Source organism: Exiguobacterium sp. s131, assembly GCF_018617345.1.
GTDB classification, from domain to species: Bacteria; Bacillota; Bacilli; order Exiguobacteriales; family Exiguobacteriaceae; genus Exiguobacterium; species Exiguobacterium profundum.
Map to the genome: position 1 here is coordinate 1519548 of NZ_JACSJX010000001.1, position 17738 is coordinate 1537285.

At 48.4% G+C, this 17738-nt stretch carries 18 protein-coding genes; all 18 read right to left on the reverse strand.

Going from position 1 to position 17738, the window contains the following annotated elements; translation table 11 throughout:
• Positions 1–45: 45 nt before the first annotated feature.
• Complete coding sequence (locus KNO69_RS07865) at positions 46–1746, reverse strand: proline--tRNA ligase (protein WP_214817874.1); 1701 nt, start codon at positions 1744–1746, stop codon at positions 46–48.
• 32 nt (positions 1747–1778) lie between these two features.
• Positions 1779–3029 carry an RIP metalloprotease RseP gene (rseP, locus tag KNO69_RS07870; RefSeq protein ID WP_214817257.1) on the reverse strand — a complete coding sequence of 417 codons (1251 nt, stop codon included), beginning with the start codon at positions 3027–3029 and terminating at the stop codon, positions 1779–1781.
• 3 nt (positions 3030–3032) lie between these two features.
• Entirely contained in the window at positions 3033–4190 is a 1158-nt protein-coding gene (gene dxr, locus KNO69_RS07875; RefSeq protein WP_196430551.1) for a 1-deoxy-D-xylulose-5-phosphate reductoisomerase, read from the reverse strand.
• A 14-nt stretch (positions 4191–4204) separates the two neighbouring features.
• On the reverse strand, positions 4205–5002 hold the full coding sequence (locus tag KNO69_RS07880; RefSeq protein WP_159562101.1) for a phosphatidate cytidylyltransferase: 798 nt from the start codon (positions 5000–5002) through the stop codon (positions 4205–4207).
• A gap of 1 nt (position 5003) precedes the next feature.
• Positions 5004–5741, reverse strand: coding sequence for an undecaprenyl pyrophosphate synthase (locus tag KNO69_RS07885; RefSeq protein ID WP_159562100.1), 738 nt, complete (start codon positions 5739–5741; stop codon positions 5004–5006).
• A gap of 84 nt (positions 5742–5825) precedes the next feature.
• Positions 5826–6386, reverse strand: coding sequence for a ribosome recycling factor (gene frr, locus KNO69_RS07890; RefSeq protein ID WP_031421698.1), 561 nt, complete (start codon positions 6384–6386; stop codon positions 5826–5828).
• On the reverse strand, positions 6383–7108 hold the full coding sequence (gene pyrH / locus KNO69_RS07895) for a UMP kinase (RefSeq protein WP_015881417.1): 726 nt from the start codon (positions 7106–7108) through the stop codon (positions 6383–6385). Before pyrH ends, frr begins: the two co-directional genes overlap by 4 nt.
• 110 nt (positions 7109–7218) lie before the next feature.
• Complete coding sequence (tsf, locus tag KNO69_RS07900) at positions 7219–8100, reverse strand: translation elongation factor Ts (protein WP_214817259.1); 882 nt, start codon at positions 8098–8100, stop codon at positions 7219–7221.
• 117 nt (positions 8101–8217) lie between these two features.
• Complete coding sequence (rpsB, locus tag KNO69_RS07905) at positions 8218–8958, reverse strand: 30S ribosomal protein S2 (protein WP_015881415.1); 741 nt, start codon at positions 8956–8958, stop codon at positions 8218–8220.
• Between the two features lie 152 nt (positions 8959–9110).
• On the reverse strand, positions 9111–9503 hold the full coding sequence (locus tag KNO69_RS07910) for a hypothetical protein (RefSeq protein ID WP_074037229.1): 393 nt from the start codon (positions 9501–9503) through the stop codon (positions 9111–9113).
• A 12-nt stretch (positions 9504–9515) separates the two neighbouring features.
• Positions 9516–10286, reverse strand: a complete 771-nt coding sequence (locus tag KNO69_RS07915) for a FliA/WhiG family RNA polymerase sigma factor (protein ID WP_078146715.1) — start codon at positions 10284–10286, stop codon at positions 9516–9518.
• Positions 10287–10298: 12 nt separating this feature from the next.
• Positions 10299–10784 (reverse strand): chemotaxis protein CheD, encoded by a 486-nt coding sequence (locus KNO69_RS07920; protein ID WP_031421691.1) that lies wholly within the window; start codon positions 10782–10784, stop codon positions 10299–10301.
• Positions 10777–11376, reverse strand: coding sequence for a chemotaxis protein CheC (locus KNO69_RS07925; RefSeq protein WP_015881411.1), 600 nt, complete (start codon positions 11374–11376; stop codon positions 10777–10779). The genes KNO69_RS07920 and KNO69_RS07925 overlap by 8 nt, the downstream gene beginning before the upstream one ends.
• A complete protein-coding gene (locus tag KNO69_RS07930) occupies positions 11366–11797 on the reverse strand; it encodes a chemotaxis protein CheW (protein WP_015881410.1) in 432 nt (143 codons plus the stop codon). The genes KNO69_RS07925 and KNO69_RS07930 overlap by 11 nt, the downstream gene beginning before the upstream one ends.
• Before the next feature lie 12 nt (positions 11798–11809).
• Entirely contained in the window at positions 11810–13810 is a 2001-nt protein-coding gene (locus KNO69_RS07935) for a chemotaxis protein CheA (protein WP_214817262.1), read from the reverse strand.
• Between the two features lie 19 nt (positions 13811–13829).
• A complete protein-coding gene (locus tag KNO69_RS07940; protein WP_015881408.1) occupies positions 13830–14669 on the reverse strand; it encodes a MinD/ParA family protein in 840 nt (279 codons plus the stop codon).
• Positions 14648–15703: a flagellar biosynthesis protein FlhF gene (locus KNO69_RS07945; RefSeq protein WP_214817265.1), complete on the reverse strand. Its 1056-nt coding sequence runs from the start codon at positions 15701–15703 to the stop codon at positions 14648–14650. Before KNO69_RS07945 ends, KNO69_RS07940 begins: the two co-directional genes overlap by 22 nt.
• A 1-nt stretch (position 15704) precedes the next feature.
• Entirely contained in the window at positions 15705–17726 is a 2022-nt protein-coding gene (gene flhA / locus KNO69_RS07950) for a flagellar biosynthesis protein FlhA (protein ID WP_078146712.1), read from the reverse strand.
• Positions 17727–17738: the final 12 nt, after the last annotated feature.

Genomic DNA, 17738 nt, shown 5'->3' on the forward strand with positions numbered 1-17738 from the left:
AATTCGACAAATGAAGGTGACCGCTTCCGCTGTCACCTTCATCCATTAATGAACTTCGCTAAATTTTGAAGCGATGACTTCTTTCAATTCATCGATTGATGTTTCAATCACTTCACCTGTTGCACGTACTTTCACTTCAACGATGCCTTCGCCAGCTTTTTTCCCGACGTTCACGCGAATCGGGAGTCCGATCAAATCTGCATCGGCAAACTTGACGCCCGCACGTTCTTTCCGGTCGTCGAACAAGATATCGTATGTTTGACCGAGCTCTTCATAAAGACGGTTCGCCAACTCGACTTGCGTCTCATTTTTTGCGTTGATTGCAATCAAATGGAGATCGAACGGCGCTACGTTACGTGGCCAAATGATTCCACGGTCGTCGTGATGTTGTTCGACGATGGCTGAAAGTGTGCGGGACACCCCAATGCCGTAGCAACCCATGATGAGTGGTTCGGCACGACCCTCTTCGTTGAGGAATGTCGCACCCATCGCTTCTGAATATCGTGTTCCGAGTTTAAATACTTGTCCCACTTCAATCCCACGAGCAAAACGAACCGGACCGGACTCATCCGGTGCCAAATCGCCTTCGACAACGAAACGTAAATCGTGGTATGTCATTTCGGCAAGGTCGCGCGCAGCGTTTACACCCGTGTAGTGTGTGTTCGCCTCGTTGGCACCACAGACTGCATCCACTAAGTACTTGACTGCATAGTCGGCAACGACTTTGACCGGAGCGTTAATCGGTCCGAGTGTACCTGGCGCACAGTTAAACAACTCAACGATTTTCGCTTCTTCTTCAAGTTGAATGTCGAGTCCACCGAGTGCGTTCTTCACTTTGACTTCATTCGCTTCGTGGTCGCCACGAACGATTGCCATGACGGTTTCGCCATCCACGTTGAACAAGACAGATTTGATTGTCGTCTTCGGATCCACGTTCAAGAATGCCGCCACATCTTCAATCGTACGATTCTCTTCCGTGTTCACTTTTTCGAGTGGACGAACGTCAGCTTGCTGCATCTCATAACGGTCGAGCGTTTCGGCCATCTCGATGTTCGCCGCATAGTTCGACGTGTCGGTGTAGACAATCGTGTCTTCCCCGATATCCGCAAGCGCTTGGAATTCATGCGTGTCTTTCCCGCCGATTGCCCCAGAGTCCGCGACGACCGGACGATACTTCAGTCCTGTGCGGTCGAAGATGCGTGAGTACGCATTATACATGTTTGTATATTCTTCATCTAAGTCTTCTTGTGTCGCGTGAAATGAGTAGGCGTCTTTCATCAAGAATTCGCGTCCGCGCAGCAATCCGAAACGTGGACGACGCTCATCACGATACTTCGTTTGAATCTGGTACAAGTTCATCGGAAGTTTTTTATACGAGTTGAGCTCGTCTCGGACGATTGATGTGATCAATTCTTCATGTGTCGCACCGAGTGCGAAGCGACGGTCATGACGGTCCGTCAAGCGCATCAACTCAGGACCGTAAATACCCCATCGTCCTGTCTCTTCCCAAAGTTCTGCCGGTTGGATGGCAGGCATCAATAGCTCTTGAGCTCCGGCACGATTCATCTCTTCACGGATGATCGTTTGGATGTTGTGTAACACTTTATGTCCGAGTGGAAGATAAGAATAAATTCCTGCCGCATTTTGACGGATGAATCCTCCACGGACGAGGAGTTGATGGCTGACCGCTTCCGCGTCAGCCGGCACTTCTCTCAATGTAGGCATGAGCAATCTAGATTGTTTCATACAGTTCAACGTTTCCCTTCTCTACAAACAGCTTATTTAAAGAATGATTGAATGTCGTTCCAAGTGACAATCAACATTAAAATCATCAAGAGTGCGAATCCGATAAAGTGGACGAATCCTTCCTTTTTCGGATCGATTGGACGTCCGCGTACCGCTTCGAACAAGAGGAAAATCAAACGTCCTCCGTCTAACGCTGGCAATGGGAGCAAGTTGAAGATGGCAAGGTTGACGGAGAGAAGCGCTGTCCAATTCAACAGCATGATCAAACCGCTCGCCGCTACTTCATCTGTCATCCGTACAATCCCGACCGGACCTGCTAGTTGATCGACACCGACTTGTCCTGTCACCAAATCACCGACCGCAGAGAAGATCAGCGTCGACATCGTCCATGTCGTTTCCGCCCCCGTCGTCACGGCTTTGACCGGTGATCGTTCGAGCGCGTTCGTGACACCAAGAATCCCGACCGTCTCTCCGTTTTGTTCGACTGCTTGTGGTGTAAGGGTGACAGTTGCTTCCTCTCCATCACGGACATACGTGACTTCCGTAGGGGTGTCCGCGCGGTCTTCTAAAGCAGATCGCAAGTCGAGCCAATCGGTAATCGGCTCGCCTTCAATCGAGACGATTTCATCCCCACTCATCAAACCAGCCTCATCAGCGGCTGAATCCGGTTGAACCGTACCAATTTGACCATCGTTCGTTGGGGTTCCTTGAACGAGCCCAACAATGATGAGCAAGATGAACGCCAAGACAAAGTTCATCGCCGGGCCGGCTGCGATGGCCAAGACACGCTTCCAAACCGACTGGGCCCCAAACGTTCGATCATACGGTGCAATTTGAATTTCCATCCCTTGGTCGACAAGGAGTGTGTCTCGCTCTAATGAAAAGACCCGCACTTCCTCATCGATGAGAAGTTGAACTTTCAACTCATGTGTCGAATCGAACTTATCGACGGTTCCGACGACATGGACATCTGTAGCCGTGTCCGGTTGGAAGTAGACACGATCGACTGTCCCCTGTTCAGTGAGACGAAGTCCGACATGCTGACCCGCTCGGACTTCAATCGGTTCAAAATCTTCTCCGGCCATTTTGACGTAGCCACCGATTGGTAAAAGACGAATGGTATAGAGCGTTTCATTTTTACGGAATGAAACAATTTTTGGACCGAATCCGATTGCAAACTCGTGACAGAGAATGCCTGCCCGTTTCGCCATGACGAGGTGTCCCCATTCGTGTACCGAAATGAGAACGCCAAACATCAAAACGATGGCGATAAAAGTCGTCATGATTTATTCCCCACCTTCAATTCCTTGCTGAATCTGTTGACGTACTGCTTGGTCAACTTCTAGAATTTGCGCGAGCGTCGGCTCGGCAATGACCTCATGTCGAGCCATTGCTTCTTCGACGAGTCGTTCAATCTCTAAAAACGTGATCTGACCGTTCAAGAATAGGTCCACTGCCACTTCATTGGCTGCATTCAAGACGGTTGGCATGGAACCACCGGCTCTTCCTGCTTCGAACGCTAACCGGAGTGCCGGGTAACGATTGAAATCAGCCTCTTCAAAATGCAGCTTTCCGATTTCCTTCAAGTTTAACCGCTTATTCCCCTCGATTTCAAGCCGCTTCGGTCCCGATAGCGCATAAAGGATCGGACCGCGCATATCCGGGTTTCCAAGCTGGGCCATCACGGCAGCATCTTTAAATTCGACCATCGAATGAATAATCGATTCTCGATGCAAGATGACTTCAATATCATTATAATCGATATCGAACAGCCAGTGTGCCTCGATGACTTCTAAGCCTTTGTTGAACATCGTCGCCGAATCGATTGTGATTTTTGCTCCCATTGACCAGTTCGGATGATTCAGTGCGTCTTCAACAGTCACATCAGCCAGCTCATCACGTGAACGATCACGGAAACTACCGCCTGAAGCCGTTAGAATAATCTTTGATACATCTTCTCTTCGTTCCCCGTTCAAACATTGATAAATCGCGGAGTGTTCACTGTCGACAGGCAATAGGTTGACCCCATGTTCTTTCACGGCCGCTTTGACAAGATGTCCTGCGGTAACGAGTGTTTCCTTGTTGGCGAGTGCAATATCTTTCCCTGCTTGAATCGCCGCAAGCGTCGGTTCGAGTCCAACTGCTCCAACGACTGCCGTCACGACGATGTCAGCCCGTTCTGCCGTCGCACACTCCTTCAGCCCCTCCGGTCCAATAAAATAGAGAGGTTCATATGTAAGACGTGGCTTCAACTGCTCGAGTACTTCGATACTCGTTGCCGACACATATTTTGGTCTAAGTCGATTGATCCATTCCGTGGCGACATCGACGTTCGTTCCGAACGCATACGCCTCAAGTTCAAACAGGTCGGGGTGCTGTTCGATGACGTCACAAGTTTGAACGCCAATCGAACCAGTCCCACCAATTAAGCTAATTCGCTTCATTTCGACACTCCTTTTTAAAGCAGATTAAACACCCAAATGACGGTAAAGACCGCAATCATACTATCAAACCGGTCTAAAATGCCACCATGTCCTGGTAACAGGTGACCCGAATCTTTGACTCCATACTGGCGCTTATAAGCAGACTGCACCAAATCTCCGAGCTGTCCGACTACCGCCACGACAATCGCTAAAATGACGACCTCAATTATTGGCAAAATCGGATCAATCCAGACGAAGATGATACCGAGTACAATCGCAGACACAATGCCCCCAATCGCCCCTTCAATCGTCTTGTTCGGACTAATCGATGGCCATAATTTGGCCTTCCCGAATGCCTTTCCGGTAAAATATGCTCCCGAGTCCGTCGCCCAAATCATAAACAAGATTAGCAACACTTTCGATAGACCGTCCTCAGAGAGCCGGACTAACGCAAAACTAGAGAAACCGACGACCAAATAGACCGCTGAGACGAAGTAAAAACTAGCGTCTTCATACGTAAACCGATTTTTCGTGACCACTGTCCAAAACAGCAACAACACGAGCCCTAAGACGAGCCATTGTTCAATCGAGAACGGAAGTTCATCCGTGACAACCTGATTCTCAATCAATAATAAGAGGAATGGGAACGCCACGAGGAGCGCTGTCACCAAGAACGGAAACGCCAACAGCTTATGCTGTCGCATCAACGTGAATTCACTCAATCCAATGAGTGCTAAAATCCCCATCAATGAAACAAATGCATTTCCTCCAAGCGCAATTACCGTGATGAAGATGGCTCCTGCCCATAGTCCTGTAATAATACGTGTCTTCATGTTACACCCCACCAAAACGTCGCGTGCGCGCGTTGTATGATTCAATCGCTTCTACAAAATGCTCACGCTTAAATTCCGGCCACAATACTTCTGTGAAATGAAGTTCAGCATATGCGCTTTGCCATAATAAAAAGTTAGAGAGTCGTTGTTCCCCGCTCGTCCGAATAACGAGATCCACGTCTTGAACGTGTGTCATGAGTCGTTCACCAATCATACGGTCATCGATATCGTCTGCCTGAACCAAACCGGACTGAACGTCTCCTGCAATGCTGCGCATCGCTTGAACGAGCTCATCCCGTCCCCCGTAGTTGAGTGCGAAGACAAGATTCAACCCTGTGTTCGCAACGGTCCGTTCTCTCGCCTCGTTAACGGCTTCTCGTGTCTCTCGTGGGAGTTTCGACGTATCTCCCGCAACGAGCACTCGTACATTCTGTTCGTGGAGTTCTTTCAAATCGGTCTCCAAAAACTGTTTCGGCAGTTTCATCAAGAATGAGACTTCCTCTTCCGGACGAGTCCAATTCTCTGTAGAGAACGCATAAAGCGTCAGAGACCGAATCCCGAGTTCTTGTGCTGTTCGTACCGCTTCCCGGATGGACTTCATCCCTTCCCGGTGACCCATGATGCGAGGGAGACCACGTTTTTTGGCCCAGCGTCCATTTCCATCCATAATGATGGCTACGTGCTCAGGAACACTTAACTCCGCCTCGATTTTCGTTTTAGGATTCACCCATTTAAACATTCTGTTATCCTCCTGATTGTATGAAAGAAGGACCCTCTCAGAAAAAGGGTCCCCACACAGCTTTTTGGTATACCACTTCCGTGATTACACTTCCATGATTTCTTTTTCTTTAATTGCTGCAGATTCATCAATCTTCTTGATATACGAATCCGTCAACGTTTGAACGTCATCTGCATATCCGCGGAGATCGTCTTCTGTTAACTCGCCATCTTTCTCGAGTTTCTTCAAGTTTTCATTTGCGTCACGACGAACGTTACGGACAGCGACTTTCGCTTCTTCTGCGTATTTTTTCGTGACTTTAACTAATTCTTTACGACGTTCTTCCGTCAATGCAGGAATCGCCAAACGAATGACCGTACCGTCAGATGATGGAGACAAGCCGAGGTCTGCCTTTTGAATCGCTTTCTCTACTTCAGAAACCATTGACTTATCCCATGGTTGAATCAAAAGTAGGCGCGCTTCTGGTGTATTGATGTTTGCCACTTGATTGAGTGGTGTTGGGACACCATAGTAATCAACTTGGACAGGATCCAAAATCGATGCGCTGGCACGGCCAGTGCGAAGCGTTCCAAAATCACGTTTAAGTGAAGAATGCGCTTTTTCCATTTTTTCTTCAGCTGTTTTCAATACTTCTTTGACACTCATGAATTGACTCCTCCTACTACCGTCCCGATATGTTCCCCGAGAACGACACGTTTAATGTTACCTTCTTCAAGCAATGAGAATACAATCAATGGAATGTGGTTGTCCATACAAAGTGACGTTGCTGTCGAGTCCATGACTTGAAGTCCATCCTTTAAGACGTCAAGATAAGACAACGTATCGTACTTCACTGCCGTCGCGTCCAATTTCGGATCAGCTGAATAGACGCCGTCCACATTGTTTTTACCCATCAAGATGACATCAGCTTCGATTTCAGCCGCACGGAGGGCAGCTGTCGTGTCCGTTGAGAAATATGGGTTTCCTGTGCCGGCCGCAAAGATAACGACGCGTCCTTTTTCAAGATGACGCATTGCGCGACGACGAATGTATGGTTCAGCAACTTGTCGCATTTCAATTGATGTTTGGACGCGCGTTTGGACACCGTACGTTTCAAGGCTATCTTGAAGAGCAAGTGAGTTCAATACAGTTGCGAGCATACCCATGTAATCTGCGTTTGCCCGATCCATCCCGAGTTCACTACCCGTCTTTCCACGCCAAATGTTTCCGGCACCTACAACAACGGCGACTTCTACACCCATCTCGATCAATTCTTTAATTTGACTTGAGATTGAGTTTACAATGTTAGGGTCGATCCCGTAACCTTGATCTCCAGCGAGCGCTTCTCCACTCAATTTTAACACAATTCGTTTATATTTCGGTTCCATAACTTTGCCTCCTCTTGCTTGAAAAAAGGGAACACGCTCCCTTAACGAACTAACTCAAGGTTATACAGACGTGTTCCCATTTTTAGTTGCATCACTGATTGTGACACAGATTATTTTTTAAGTTGGTTCATAACTTCTTCAGCAAAGTTCTCTTCACGTTTCTCCATACCTTCTCCTACTTCGAAGCGTACGAACGAGTTGATTTTTCCGCCTTTTGATTCTACGTACTTACCAACTTTGAAGTCGCTGTCTTTTACGAACGTTTGGTCAACGAGGCAGATTTCCTCGAAGTACTTGTTCATACGACCAGCAATCATCTTCTCAACGATGTTAGCAGGCTTGCCTTCGTTAAGTGCTTGCTCAGTCAAGACTTTCTTCTCGCGGTCGATTTCTTCAGCTGATACTTCATCGCGTGTCGCGTAAAGTGGACGTGCTGCAGCAACGTGCATTGCAACGTCTTTAGCAACTGTTTCGTCAGATGTGCCGTCGATTATAACGACTGACCCGATGCGACCACCCATGTGGAGGTACGTACCGAATACTGCATCGTCAGCTTTTTCAAGAACAGCTACACGACGGAGTGAGATTTTCTCTCCGATTGTCGAAGCTTCTTCTTGAATGTACGTTTCAAGTGTTTTACCTGCTTCGTACTCAGCCGCGAGTGCAGCTTCTGCAGTTGTTGCGCCTGATGCGAGTACTGCTTTTGCTACGTTGTTTACGAGTGTTTGGAACTTCTCGTTCTTCGCAACGAAGTCTGTTTCTGAGTTGATTTCGACGAGCACAGCTTTGTTGCCTTCAACTGCTACTGCTGTCAAACCTTCAGCGGCGATACGATCACCTTTTGCTGCTGCTTTAGCGATTCCTTTTTCGCGAAGGAAGTCGATTGCTGCTTGCATGTCACCGTCTGTTTCAACGAGTGCTTTTTTGCAATCAAGCATTCCTGCTCCTGTTTTTTCACGAAGTTCTTTTACCATTGCTGCTGTAACTGCCATCGGAAATTCCTCCTTGTAAAACTAACGAATTTTAAGAAAAAGCACAGGGCTTTTTGATTACATGTCCTAAAAAAAGGTGATAAAAGGCTTTCCCTTTATCACCTATTGTCTCACTGATTACTCAGCTTCTGTAGCTTCAGCTTCTGTCGCTACAGCTTCTTCAGCAACTTCTTCTTCACCTTGCTTCGCTTCGATGATTGCATCTGCCATCTTAGAAGTGAGCAATTTAACTGCACGAATTGCATCATCGTTCGCTGGGATTACGTAGTCGATTTCGTCTGGGTCACAGTTTGTGTCGACAATCGCAACGATTGGGATGTTCAATTTGTGAGCTTCCGCGATTGCGATACGCTCTTTACGTGGGTCAACGATGAAGAGGGCGTCAGGCACACCAGGCATATCCTTGATTCCGCCGAGGAACTTCTCAAGACGAGTCATTTCTTTCTTCAAGATGATGACTTCTTTCTTAGGAAGTACTTCGAACGTGCCGTCTTCTTCCATTTTTTCGAGTTGCTTCAAGCGGTTGATACGCTTTTTGATTGTTGAGAAGTTAGTGAGTGTTCCACCCAACCAACGCTCGTTAATGAAGAACATTCCAGAACGGATTGCTTCCTCTTTGATTGTATCTTGAGCTTGTTTCTTCGTACCAACGAAGAGGACGTTTCCGCCTTCTGCCGCGAGTTCACGAACAAAGTTGTAAGCTTCGTCTACTTTTTTGACCGTCTTTTGAAGGTCGATGATGTAGATCCCGTTACGCTCTGTGAAGATGTATTTCGCCATTTTTGGGTTCCAACGGCGTGTTTGGTGACCGAAGTGTACACCAGCTTCAAGCAATTGCTTCATTGAAATTACTGCCATGATAAATTTCCTCCTTGTGGTTTAAAAAAGTCCTCCGCCTCGTTCATTGTTGTATTCCGACCTTTCGGCACCGAGGAATATCATCCCGAGACGTGTGTGATGTGTTTAACACCGAGAATTACTATAGCATATGTCACGAAATCCGGCAACTCTCACTTTTTACGAAGTTTCGCATAAAGCGCAAGCTCGCCCTCGCCTTTTCCGAGGATACGGGCAGCGTCCCGCACGGAATGTCGCAACAAGACATCGTCCACGTCGATTGACGCGGACGGGGTCGTCTCTTCTGTCGCCTCTACGACCGTTTGAACGGACTCATTGACAGGGAGCGATGAAGCTTCTTCCTGTTGAACCACGTTCGAACGTTCAACGGGTTCTTGAACAACGAGGTCGTTCATCGACTCCATGAATGAAAGAAGCAACGTTTCGGTCTCTTGCTTCTCTCGTTCGAGCCGTTCGACTCGTTCCTGAAGCGCTTGGACTTGTCGGTAGCCGAATAAAAAACCGTAAGCAACCAAACAAGCTGTGATCACATATACAATATACACTTGTTCATCTCCTTACGATGTCTTTTCTTCTAAATAGGACCGACCGAGCGCGTGTTTTAATGTCTTCAACGCTTTGGAATGAATTTGCGAAATCCGTGATGTTGACAGTTCGAGCACTTCCCCAATCTCCGTCAACGTCAGTTCGTCAAAGTAAAACAAAGAGACGACGAGTCGTTCTTTTTCGGATAAATGGTCGACTTCTGCTGCCAGCACATCAATCAATTCGCGTTGCAACAACGTATCTTCTGGCTTTTCAGAATCCGGGTCGAAATACGTGACAGACATGACTTTTCCTTCTTCTTGCAACGTCACGGCCTCATCAATCGACAACATATTGGCAAAGTACCCTTCCGCCATCGTTCGTTCGATTTCTGCAATCGGTAAGTCGCATGCCGAAGCTAACTCGCTCTTCGTTGGAGCACGATGTAACGACTGTTCAAGCTGTTCTGCCACGTGATCGATTTTTTTCACTTTTTCTCGAACCGACCGAGGTAACCAATCCACTTTTCGTAAACCGTCGATAATGGCTCCACGAATCCGAAACGCAGCATACGTATCAAATTTATTATTGTGCTCTGGATCATATTTCATAAGGGCATCGTACAATCCCATGTAACCCAAACTTTTCAATTCGTCGCGTTCGACGCTCTTTGGAAGCGTCACGATCATCCGTTGTACGTGGTAGTGGATGAGAAACTCGTAATGTGCTAGTAATTCGTTTGCTGTATCCATATCACGGTCCATATTCCAGCGATCCCACAACTGTGTAAGATGAGTCGTCATGTCGATCCCCCCTTATAGTTCTTTCGTACCAACGCTCACCGTCCGAATCGATAAGACAGATGTTGCGACATCAAACTCGATTGTCCGCCCGTTATGTCCGCCACAATCTTCTGCCACGAGCGGAATACGATGGACTTTTAATGCTTGGCGGATGGCCTCGGCGTTTCGCTCACCGATTCGCATCGCCTCGTTCTCATATTTAAACTGAAACATCTGAGCGCCGCCTGCCATCTTTGCTTGAAGCCGCGTGGCCCCTTCTCGTTTCAATGAATGCACGAGTGTATCAATGGCTGTATCTGCGTATTTTCCTACTTCAATCGTCTGGTTCTTACGAGCAATCGTCGAGTCCGGCAACATGACATGTGCCATCGCTGCCAATTGGAGGCGGGTGTCATATAAAATGACACCCACACATGACCCGAGTCCGGCTGTACGTAACCGATTTGGTGCGGTCGTCTGCTTCCATTCGGCAATGCCGATTTTTAATACATCAGCCATTGCCAAGCAACCGTTCTTGAATCCGTTTGAGCGAGCCATGTGTTGGTAGGAACAACACATGTCCTGCACTTACTTTTTGATCAATCATAAATGTCGTGTCGATATAGAGCGCCGCGTCTTCCTCGGGTTGTACAGACGTGACGACAAATTCAACAATCGAACCTGCCATATCGATGGCCGTTGCCGGCACTTGAATCATAATCGGTGTCTGTAACCAGTCACCTAGCGCTCGCGCATAAGCACCGCTCATAATATTCCCGACCTCTTCCCAAGCCGATTGACCAAGCTCATCAAAAGAATCAAATGAATATGGCATCCCAATCAAGGTCGAAACCATTTGCTCGGCATCTTCCACGGCGAACAAAATGAGGATCATTCCACGAATATCACCATCTAATTCCAACAAGACCGAGGCAACATGTCGTTCCGGACCGCCGACTCGCTCTGGTAAATAAGTGATCGGTTCCATTTCGGCAGAAGACACGGTAATGTTCACCGGTTTCGAAAGCATTGCCGACAAGGCAGTCGCCGCATGTCCAGACCCTATATTCCCCAGTTCCTTTAACAGGTCTTGTTCAAACTCACTCAGCATACTGTTCCTCAAACAACGCATTCGCATCGAGTAAGGAGAAGAGTTTATCTTCTCCTTTTGCGATGGCTGTCAGATGTGCCGAGAGCATATCGCGGCTCGATTCCGGAATCGGTTCGATTCGTACTTCGTCGCTTTCCACGACCTCATTCGCACGGTCGACGATAAATCCGGCATCTCCTTGATTCAACGAGGCGATCAGGATGCGCGTTTCATCCGTTGGTTCGATTTCTTCGTAGCCGAGTCGCAAGCGAAGGTCGATGACCGGCGTGACGACACCACGAAGGTTGATAACCCCTTTCACATGTGACGGTGCGTTCGGCACTCGTGTGATCGGCTGAAGTCGCTCGATTGAACGGACCGACTGTACGTCGATCCCATACGTATTTTCTTCAAGTGAAAAGACTACCCATTTCTGTTCCATCAATATTCCTCCTTAAAAGAGATCGTTACTATCTACGATAAGGGCGACGCGACCGTCACCAAGAATGGTCGCACCAGAGATAGCTGGAATCCCTTCAAGATACGTACCGAGCGGTTTCATGACAATTTCTTGTTGACCGATCAAATCGTTGACGACGACGCCGACGAGTTTGTTGCCTTTTCGAACGACGACGACCGGGAATTGCGACTTCGTTTCTGATTCGATGCCAAACATTTCTTTCATGTAGACGAGTGGGACCAGTTGACCACGGAAGTCGAAGACTCGCTCACGGTGTGCTGTCAAAATGTCCGCTTCATCAAGTAATGTCGTCTCAAGGATCGATGTCAATGGAATCGCATACGATTCCTCTCCCACTTGAACGAGCATCGCCGAGATGATAGAGAGAGTGAGCGGTAAGCTGACCTGGAACTTCGTGCCTTGTCCCCCAACCGTCTCTAGAGAAACGACCCCACCGAGTGACTCGATTTTATTTTTGACGACATCCAGTCCGACACCGCGTCCTGACAAGTCAGTGACCACGTCTGCCGTCGAGAAGCCCGGAGCAAAGATCAGCATCGCCAATTCGTTCTCAGACATCGTCGTCGCTTCTTCATCTGTGATCACGCCGCGCTCCAACGCTTTCGAGCGAACCTTGTCGACGTTGATGCCGGCACCGTCGTCCTCGATTTCAATGAAGACTCGGTTTCCGCCGTGATATGCACGGAGTGCAAGCATGCCCTGCTCCGGTTTTCCGGCTTGAAGACGTACTTCCGGACGTTCGATGCCGTGATCGATGGCGTTACGGATCAAGTGGACGAGCGGATCGCCAATTTCATCGATGACCGTGCGATCGAGTTCTGTTTCAGCACCTGAAATGTCCAACTGGACTTTTTTATGAATCTCTTTTGCGACCGAACGCACCATTCGTGGGAAGCGATTGAACACTTGTTCGATTGGCATCATCCGGAGGGTCAAGACGAGTGATTGTAACTCGTTCGTTCCCCGCTTGATTTTTTCGACCGTTTCATTCAATTCTGGTTGACCGACTTCGTCCGCCAGGCGCTCAAGTCGTCCACGGTCGATAATGAACTCTTCAAATAAGTTCATCAGACGATCAATTCGTTCTAAGTTGACGCGAATCGTTTTTGCTTGTGCTTGAGCGGCTACTTGCTCTTTCGTATCTTTCGTATCTTTCGCTTCTTCCTTGTCCGAGGTAGCTTGAACGACAGGTTCAGGTGCAATCGTCTCCGCTGTCACAGCGACTTCTGGCTCACTGACCGCTGTTTCTGTAAACGTATTGACTTCGACGCGCTCCACTTCCGAGACTTGAGCGATGGCATGTTCAATCACTTCTGCCGTCTCTTGTGACAAGAATAAGACGTCGAACGACAAGTCAAATTGCTCTTGTTCGATTTCTTCTGTCTCCGGATGTGTGCTGACGACCTCACCTAGTTCTTGAAGGCGATCGAATACCATATACGCACGGGCCGCTTTCAAGACGACCGCGTCAGACAGTTTGACTGTGATTTGATACGCCTCAAAGCCTGTCTGTTTGGCTTGCTCGATGACCGAGTTCGTATATAAATCAATCTCAAACGTGCTCGTCTCTGAAGTTTTTTCGACTGCGACTTCTTTCCCACCGATGAAGGATTGGAATGCGGCGACCGTTTCTGATACATCCACGTTCGCGCCTTGTCCTCCGCTTTCGATGTCCGCAATCATGTCTTCCATTTGTTCCATGGCGATGAACATCGTATCCAACAAGAGTTGGTTACTTTCCTTTTTGCCGCCACGGACGAGGTCGAGCGCGCTCTCCATCTCATGTGTCAAGTTGGCAACGCGTTCGTACCCCATCGTCGAAGACATCCCTTTTAGCGTGTGTGCCGACCGGAAGATCTCCTGTACAACATCCGCCCCACCCGATTGTTCTAATTTAAGTAACTGTGTGTTGATCGATTGGATATGTTCTTGGGATTCATCTAAAAACAACCCTAAGTATTCATTCACGTCCATCTCATTTGCCTCCCTGTCGTTATACTCGGTTCCACTGTTTTCGTAAGTTCCCCATCAAACGGTCCATCAAGTGACGTGGTTTCGGAGGCGTACCCGTAAGCGTTGTCAAAATTCGTTCGAGGCGCCAGCTAATATCACTCTTTCGGTTGTATTGATAAAACGGGACTTGGGCGATGACTGCCTTTCTGACAGATGAGTCGTCTGGTAGAAAGCCGAGGAATCGAATCGTCTTATTTAAAAACTGTTTACATGCGACTTCCATCCGTTCGAAACATTGAAGGGCTTCCTCACCGGACTGGGCGCGGTTGACGATGACGCCAAGCGGTAAGTCCGGGTACTGATGGTGCACCAGTTTCGTATATGCATAACCGTCCATTAGCGAGGTAGGTTCTGGAGTCAAAATCAAGAACATCTCATCGCAACCCGCGATGAATTGGAGTGAAGTGTCCGTCGCTCCAGCCCCCATATCGAACAGGACATAATCATATTCGGTCAATACTTCGAGTTCTCGCATGAGAAATTGCATGTCATCATCTGAGAGATGGACGAGTTGGTCCTGCCCACTCCCTCCATGTAATATATCGACACCATATACATTTTTCTGAACAGCTGCAGCCAATGGAATACGAGCTTTGACGGTCTCGATCATCGTTCTGGACTTCATGGCATTCATCAAGATGTGCACATTGGCCATTCCGATGTCAAAGTCGACAATCAACACTCGTTTTCCGAGTTCAGCTAGGGCGATGGCCGTGTTTACACAGACGTTCGTCTTTCCGACCCCACCTTTCCCACTCGCAAAGGCGATTGTCGTCGGATGGGCATCATTGATTGCTCTTAAACGCCTTGCTTGGTCCATCTTGCCCACCCTTCTTTCTCAAACAGTCGTTTCGTCAGTGCGTCCGCATTCCCCCGAATCAGATCGTCCGGCACTTCTTGGCCGTCTGTCATCCAGGCGACCGGAAGACCGCTCTTTTTCACCATGCGGTACATTGCGTGGATATCACTTGTCTCGTCCGCCTTCGTAAAAATGAGTGAGCTAAGAGGCAATGACTCGAATTGCGAATAGATCATATCCATGTCCTTCATTTTGGATGTCAAACTCAAAACGAGCGAAAGGCTTGTTTCAGTGAAGTCGTGATGTTCATGAAACTGTTCGACGTAAGCCGGATCGCGGAAATTTCGTCCCGCCGTGTCGATTAGCACGATGTCTTTACGAGCAAACAATTGCTTGGCACGCTTGAAGTCATGAAAGTCATATGCCACTTCCACCGGAATACTCATGATTTCAGCATACGTCTTCAACTGTTCGATGGCAGCGATTCGGTACGTGTCGGTCGTGATCAATCCGACCGTTTTGCCTTCCGTCAGTTTAAAGTGCGCCGCAAGCTTGGCGAGCGTGGTCGTCTTGCCGACCCCCGTCGGTCCAACGACCATAACATATCGTTTAGCTTCAGGCGGTTCAATGAACGACGATTTGACTTGTTCGTAAACGAAACGTTCAGCTTCCTCTACAGATTTTGTCGTGTAGTATAGTTCGTTCAGCGTTTCCTCCCACGACTCATCCGCAAAGGATTCAGTCGAGAGCAGCGATTCGATATGTTGCAACGAGGCGTGTAGTCTCGGTCCCGCTCCTCCGATCACACGTGGTGGCGTCTGCGTCACGACAGGTGGTGTTGGTGCTGTCCGAACAGGGACAGGCTGTCGTGGCTTTGTGACGACTTGCTCTTTTTCGAGGGCTGCGATGACCTCCACTTGCTTTGACGCAAAGAGACCGAACCATCCTGTCTTCACTTGCCGTGAGTTGAGGATGACCGCTTCGTCTCCGAGCTCTTGTTTCACTTTCGCCATCGCATCAGCCATGGTCTTCGCCGTAAACTTTTTAATCTGCATGTTAAATCACCCCAATACTTTTCACTTCGACGGAACTGAGTAATTCGTTATAAGCCAATACCGGCACATCTGGATAATACCGTTCGAGTAATTGACGAACGAACAGACGAATCGTTGGGGAACATAAAATCACAGCCGATGCCCCATATCGTTCAAACATCGACAGTTGTTCGCCAGTGCGCTCGATAATCTCTCGAGCTTGCTCTGGGTCGAGCGCCAAATAGTTCCCGAACTCCGTTTTCTGAACCGCATCTTGCACCGTCTGTTCCGTCTGTCCGCCGAGTGTCACGACGTAAAGGGGACCTTCAGGTGGTTTGACTTGATCGGTCAATTGACGGGACAAACCTTGACGGCAATACTCTCCTAAGATTTCCGCATCTTTCGTCACTTTTCCGTAGTCTGCCATCGTCTCAAACAGAAGCGGCAAGTTTCGAATGGAAACACTTTCTTGGAGTAAGTGGCGCAACACTTTCTGAATTTCGCCAATCGAAAGGACTGACGGCGTCACGTCCTCTACGAGAACCGGATGCGTCTCTTTCAGGTGCTCGACGAGTTGTTTCGTCTCTTCCCGACCGAGTAAATCTGCCGCATGTTTCTTCAACGTCTCGGTCAAGTGAGTCGCGACAACAGAAGGAGGATCAACGACGGTATACCCGCTCATTTCTGCCCGAGTTCGTGTTTCTTCATCAATCCAAAGGGCAGGAAGACCGAATGCTGGTTCCGTTGTTTCAATTCCATATACCTCAGGGTCTTCGATGCCCGGGCTCATCGCCAAGTAATGATCCAGCAATAGCTCTCCCTCTGCAACGACGTTCCCTTTGATTTTGATTCGGTATGCGTTCGGTGATAACTGCAAGTGATCGCGAATCCGGACCGTCGGTAAGATGAAGCCAAGCTCGAGTGCGAGTTGACGACGAATCATGACAACGCGGTCTAACAAGTCACCGCCTTGAGACTCATCTGCAAGCGGAATCAAGCCATACCCGAATTCAAATTCAATCGAGTCAATCTGCAACAGCGAGACGACTGATTCTGTCGGCGCTGTCGATGGTTCCTCTTCGAGCATCGGCTCTTCCGTTGCCTGACGGATATTTCGACGCATCGTGTAGGCGCCGAAGAATGCCGTTCCGGCAATGATCATCGTCACAGGAAGTAGGGGCGGTGATACAAAACCAAGCATGAAGACAATCGACCCGGCGATATAAAGGAGTGATGGGTTTTGACCGAGCTGGTCGATTACGTCTTCCCCTAAGTTTCCATCCGAGACGGCACGGGTCACGATGATCCCGGTCGCGGTCGAAATCAAAAGTGCTGGGATTTGACTGACCAAGCCATCCCCGATTGTCATGAGTGAGAACGTTTGGAACGCTTCTCCAACTGGTAATCCCATTTGAACGACACCGATGATAATCCCGAAGATCAAGTTGATCGTAACGATGATAATACCAGCGATGGCATCTCCTTTAACGAACTTCGATGCCCCGTCCATTGATCCATAGAAGTCCGCCTCGCTTTGAATTTTACGGCGACGCATCTGGGCTTCTTTGTCGTCAATTAAACCAGAGTTCAAATCGGCATCAATGGCCATCTGTTTCCCCGGCATCGCATCGAGTGTGAAGCGAGCAGATACTTCCGATACACGCTCTGCTCCTTTCGTGATAACGACGAATTGAATGATGACAAGAATCAGAAAGACGACAAATCCGACAAGGACATTTCCACCGATGACGAAATCACCGAACGTCTCGATGACTTCCCCACCATAACCTTTAGATAGAATCGAACGGGTCGTCGATACGTTCAAACCAAGACGAAACAACGTCACAATCAATAAGAGGGAAGGGAATACGGAGAAGTCAAGTGCTTCCCGGGCATTCATCGCCACAAGTAGAATCATGATGGCGATCAAAATATTTACGATGATTAAAAAGTCTAATAAAAACCCCGGTAGCGGGATGATCAGCATGATAACAATCATCAACACACCAATCAAAATTGCAAAGTCTTTCGCTTTTACTGCCAACACATACTCCTC

Excerpts from the sequence above, each read along its gene's own strand:
- KNO69_RS07920 (WP_031421691.1), bottom strand. The coding sequence starts at position 10,784 with ATGGCTGATGTATTAAAAATCGGCATTGCCGAATGGAAGCAGACGACC.
- tsf (WP_214817259.1), bottom strand. The coding sequence starts at position 8,100 with ATGGCAGTTACAGCAGCAATGGTAAAAGAACTTCGTGAAAAAACAGGA.
- pyrH (WP_015881417.1), bottom strand. The coding sequence starts at position 7,108 with ATGGAACCGAAATATAAACGAATTGTGTTAAAATTGAGTGGAGAAGCG.
- frr (WP_031421698.1), bottom strand. The coding sequence starts at position 6,386 with ATGAGTGTCAAAGAAGTATTGAAAACAGCTGAAGAAAAAATGGAAAAA.
- rseP (WP_214817257.1), bottom strand. The coding sequence starts at position 3,029 with ATGACGACTTTTATCGCCATCGTTTTGATGTTTGGCGTTCTCATTTCG.
- KNO69_RS07935 (WP_214817262.1), bottom strand. The coding sequence starts at position 13,810 with ATGGACGTGAATGAATACTTAGGGTTGTTTTTAGATGAATCCCAAGAA.
- KNO69_RS07880 (WP_159562101.1), bottom strand. The coding sequence starts at position 5,002 with ATGAAGACACGTATTATTACAGGACTATGGGCAGGAGCCATCTTCATC.
- dxr (WP_196430551.1), bottom strand. The coding sequence starts at position 4,190 with ATGAAGCGAATTAGCTTAATTGGTGGGACTGGTTCGATTGGCGTTCAA.
- KNO69_RS07915 (WP_078146715.1), bottom strand. The coding sequence starts at position 10,286 with ATGACGACTCATCTTACACAGTTGTGGGATCGCTGGAATATGGACCGT.
- KNO69_RS07930 (WP_015881410.1), bottom strand. The coding sequence starts at position 11,797 with ATGGAACAGAAATGGGTAGTCTTTTCACTTGAAGAAAATACGTATGGG.
- KNO69_RS07865 (WP_214817874.1), bottom strand. The coding sequence starts at position 1,746 with ATGAAACAATCTAGATTGCTCATGCCTACATTGAGAGAAGTGCCGGCT.
- rpsB (WP_015881415.1), bottom strand. The coding sequence starts at position 8,958 with ATGGCAGTAATTTCAATGAAGCAATTGCTTGAAGCTGGTGTACACTTC.
- KNO69_RS07940 (WP_015881408.1), bottom strand. The coding sequence starts at position 14,669 with ATGGACCAAGCAAGGCGTTTAAGAGCAATCAATGATGCCCATCCGACG.
- KNO69_RS07945 (WP_214817265.1), bottom strand. The coding sequence starts at position 15,703 with ATGCAGATTAAAAAGTTTACGGCGAAGACCATGGCTGATGCGATGGCG.
- KNO69_RS07885 (WP_159562100.1), bottom strand. The coding sequence starts at position 5,741 with ATGTTTAAATGGGTGAATCCTAAAACGAAAATCGAGGCGGAGTTAAGT.
- KNO69_RS07925 (WP_015881411.1), bottom strand. The coding sequence starts at position 11,376 with ATGCTGAGTGAGTTTGAACAAGACCTGTTAAAGGAACTGGGGAATATA.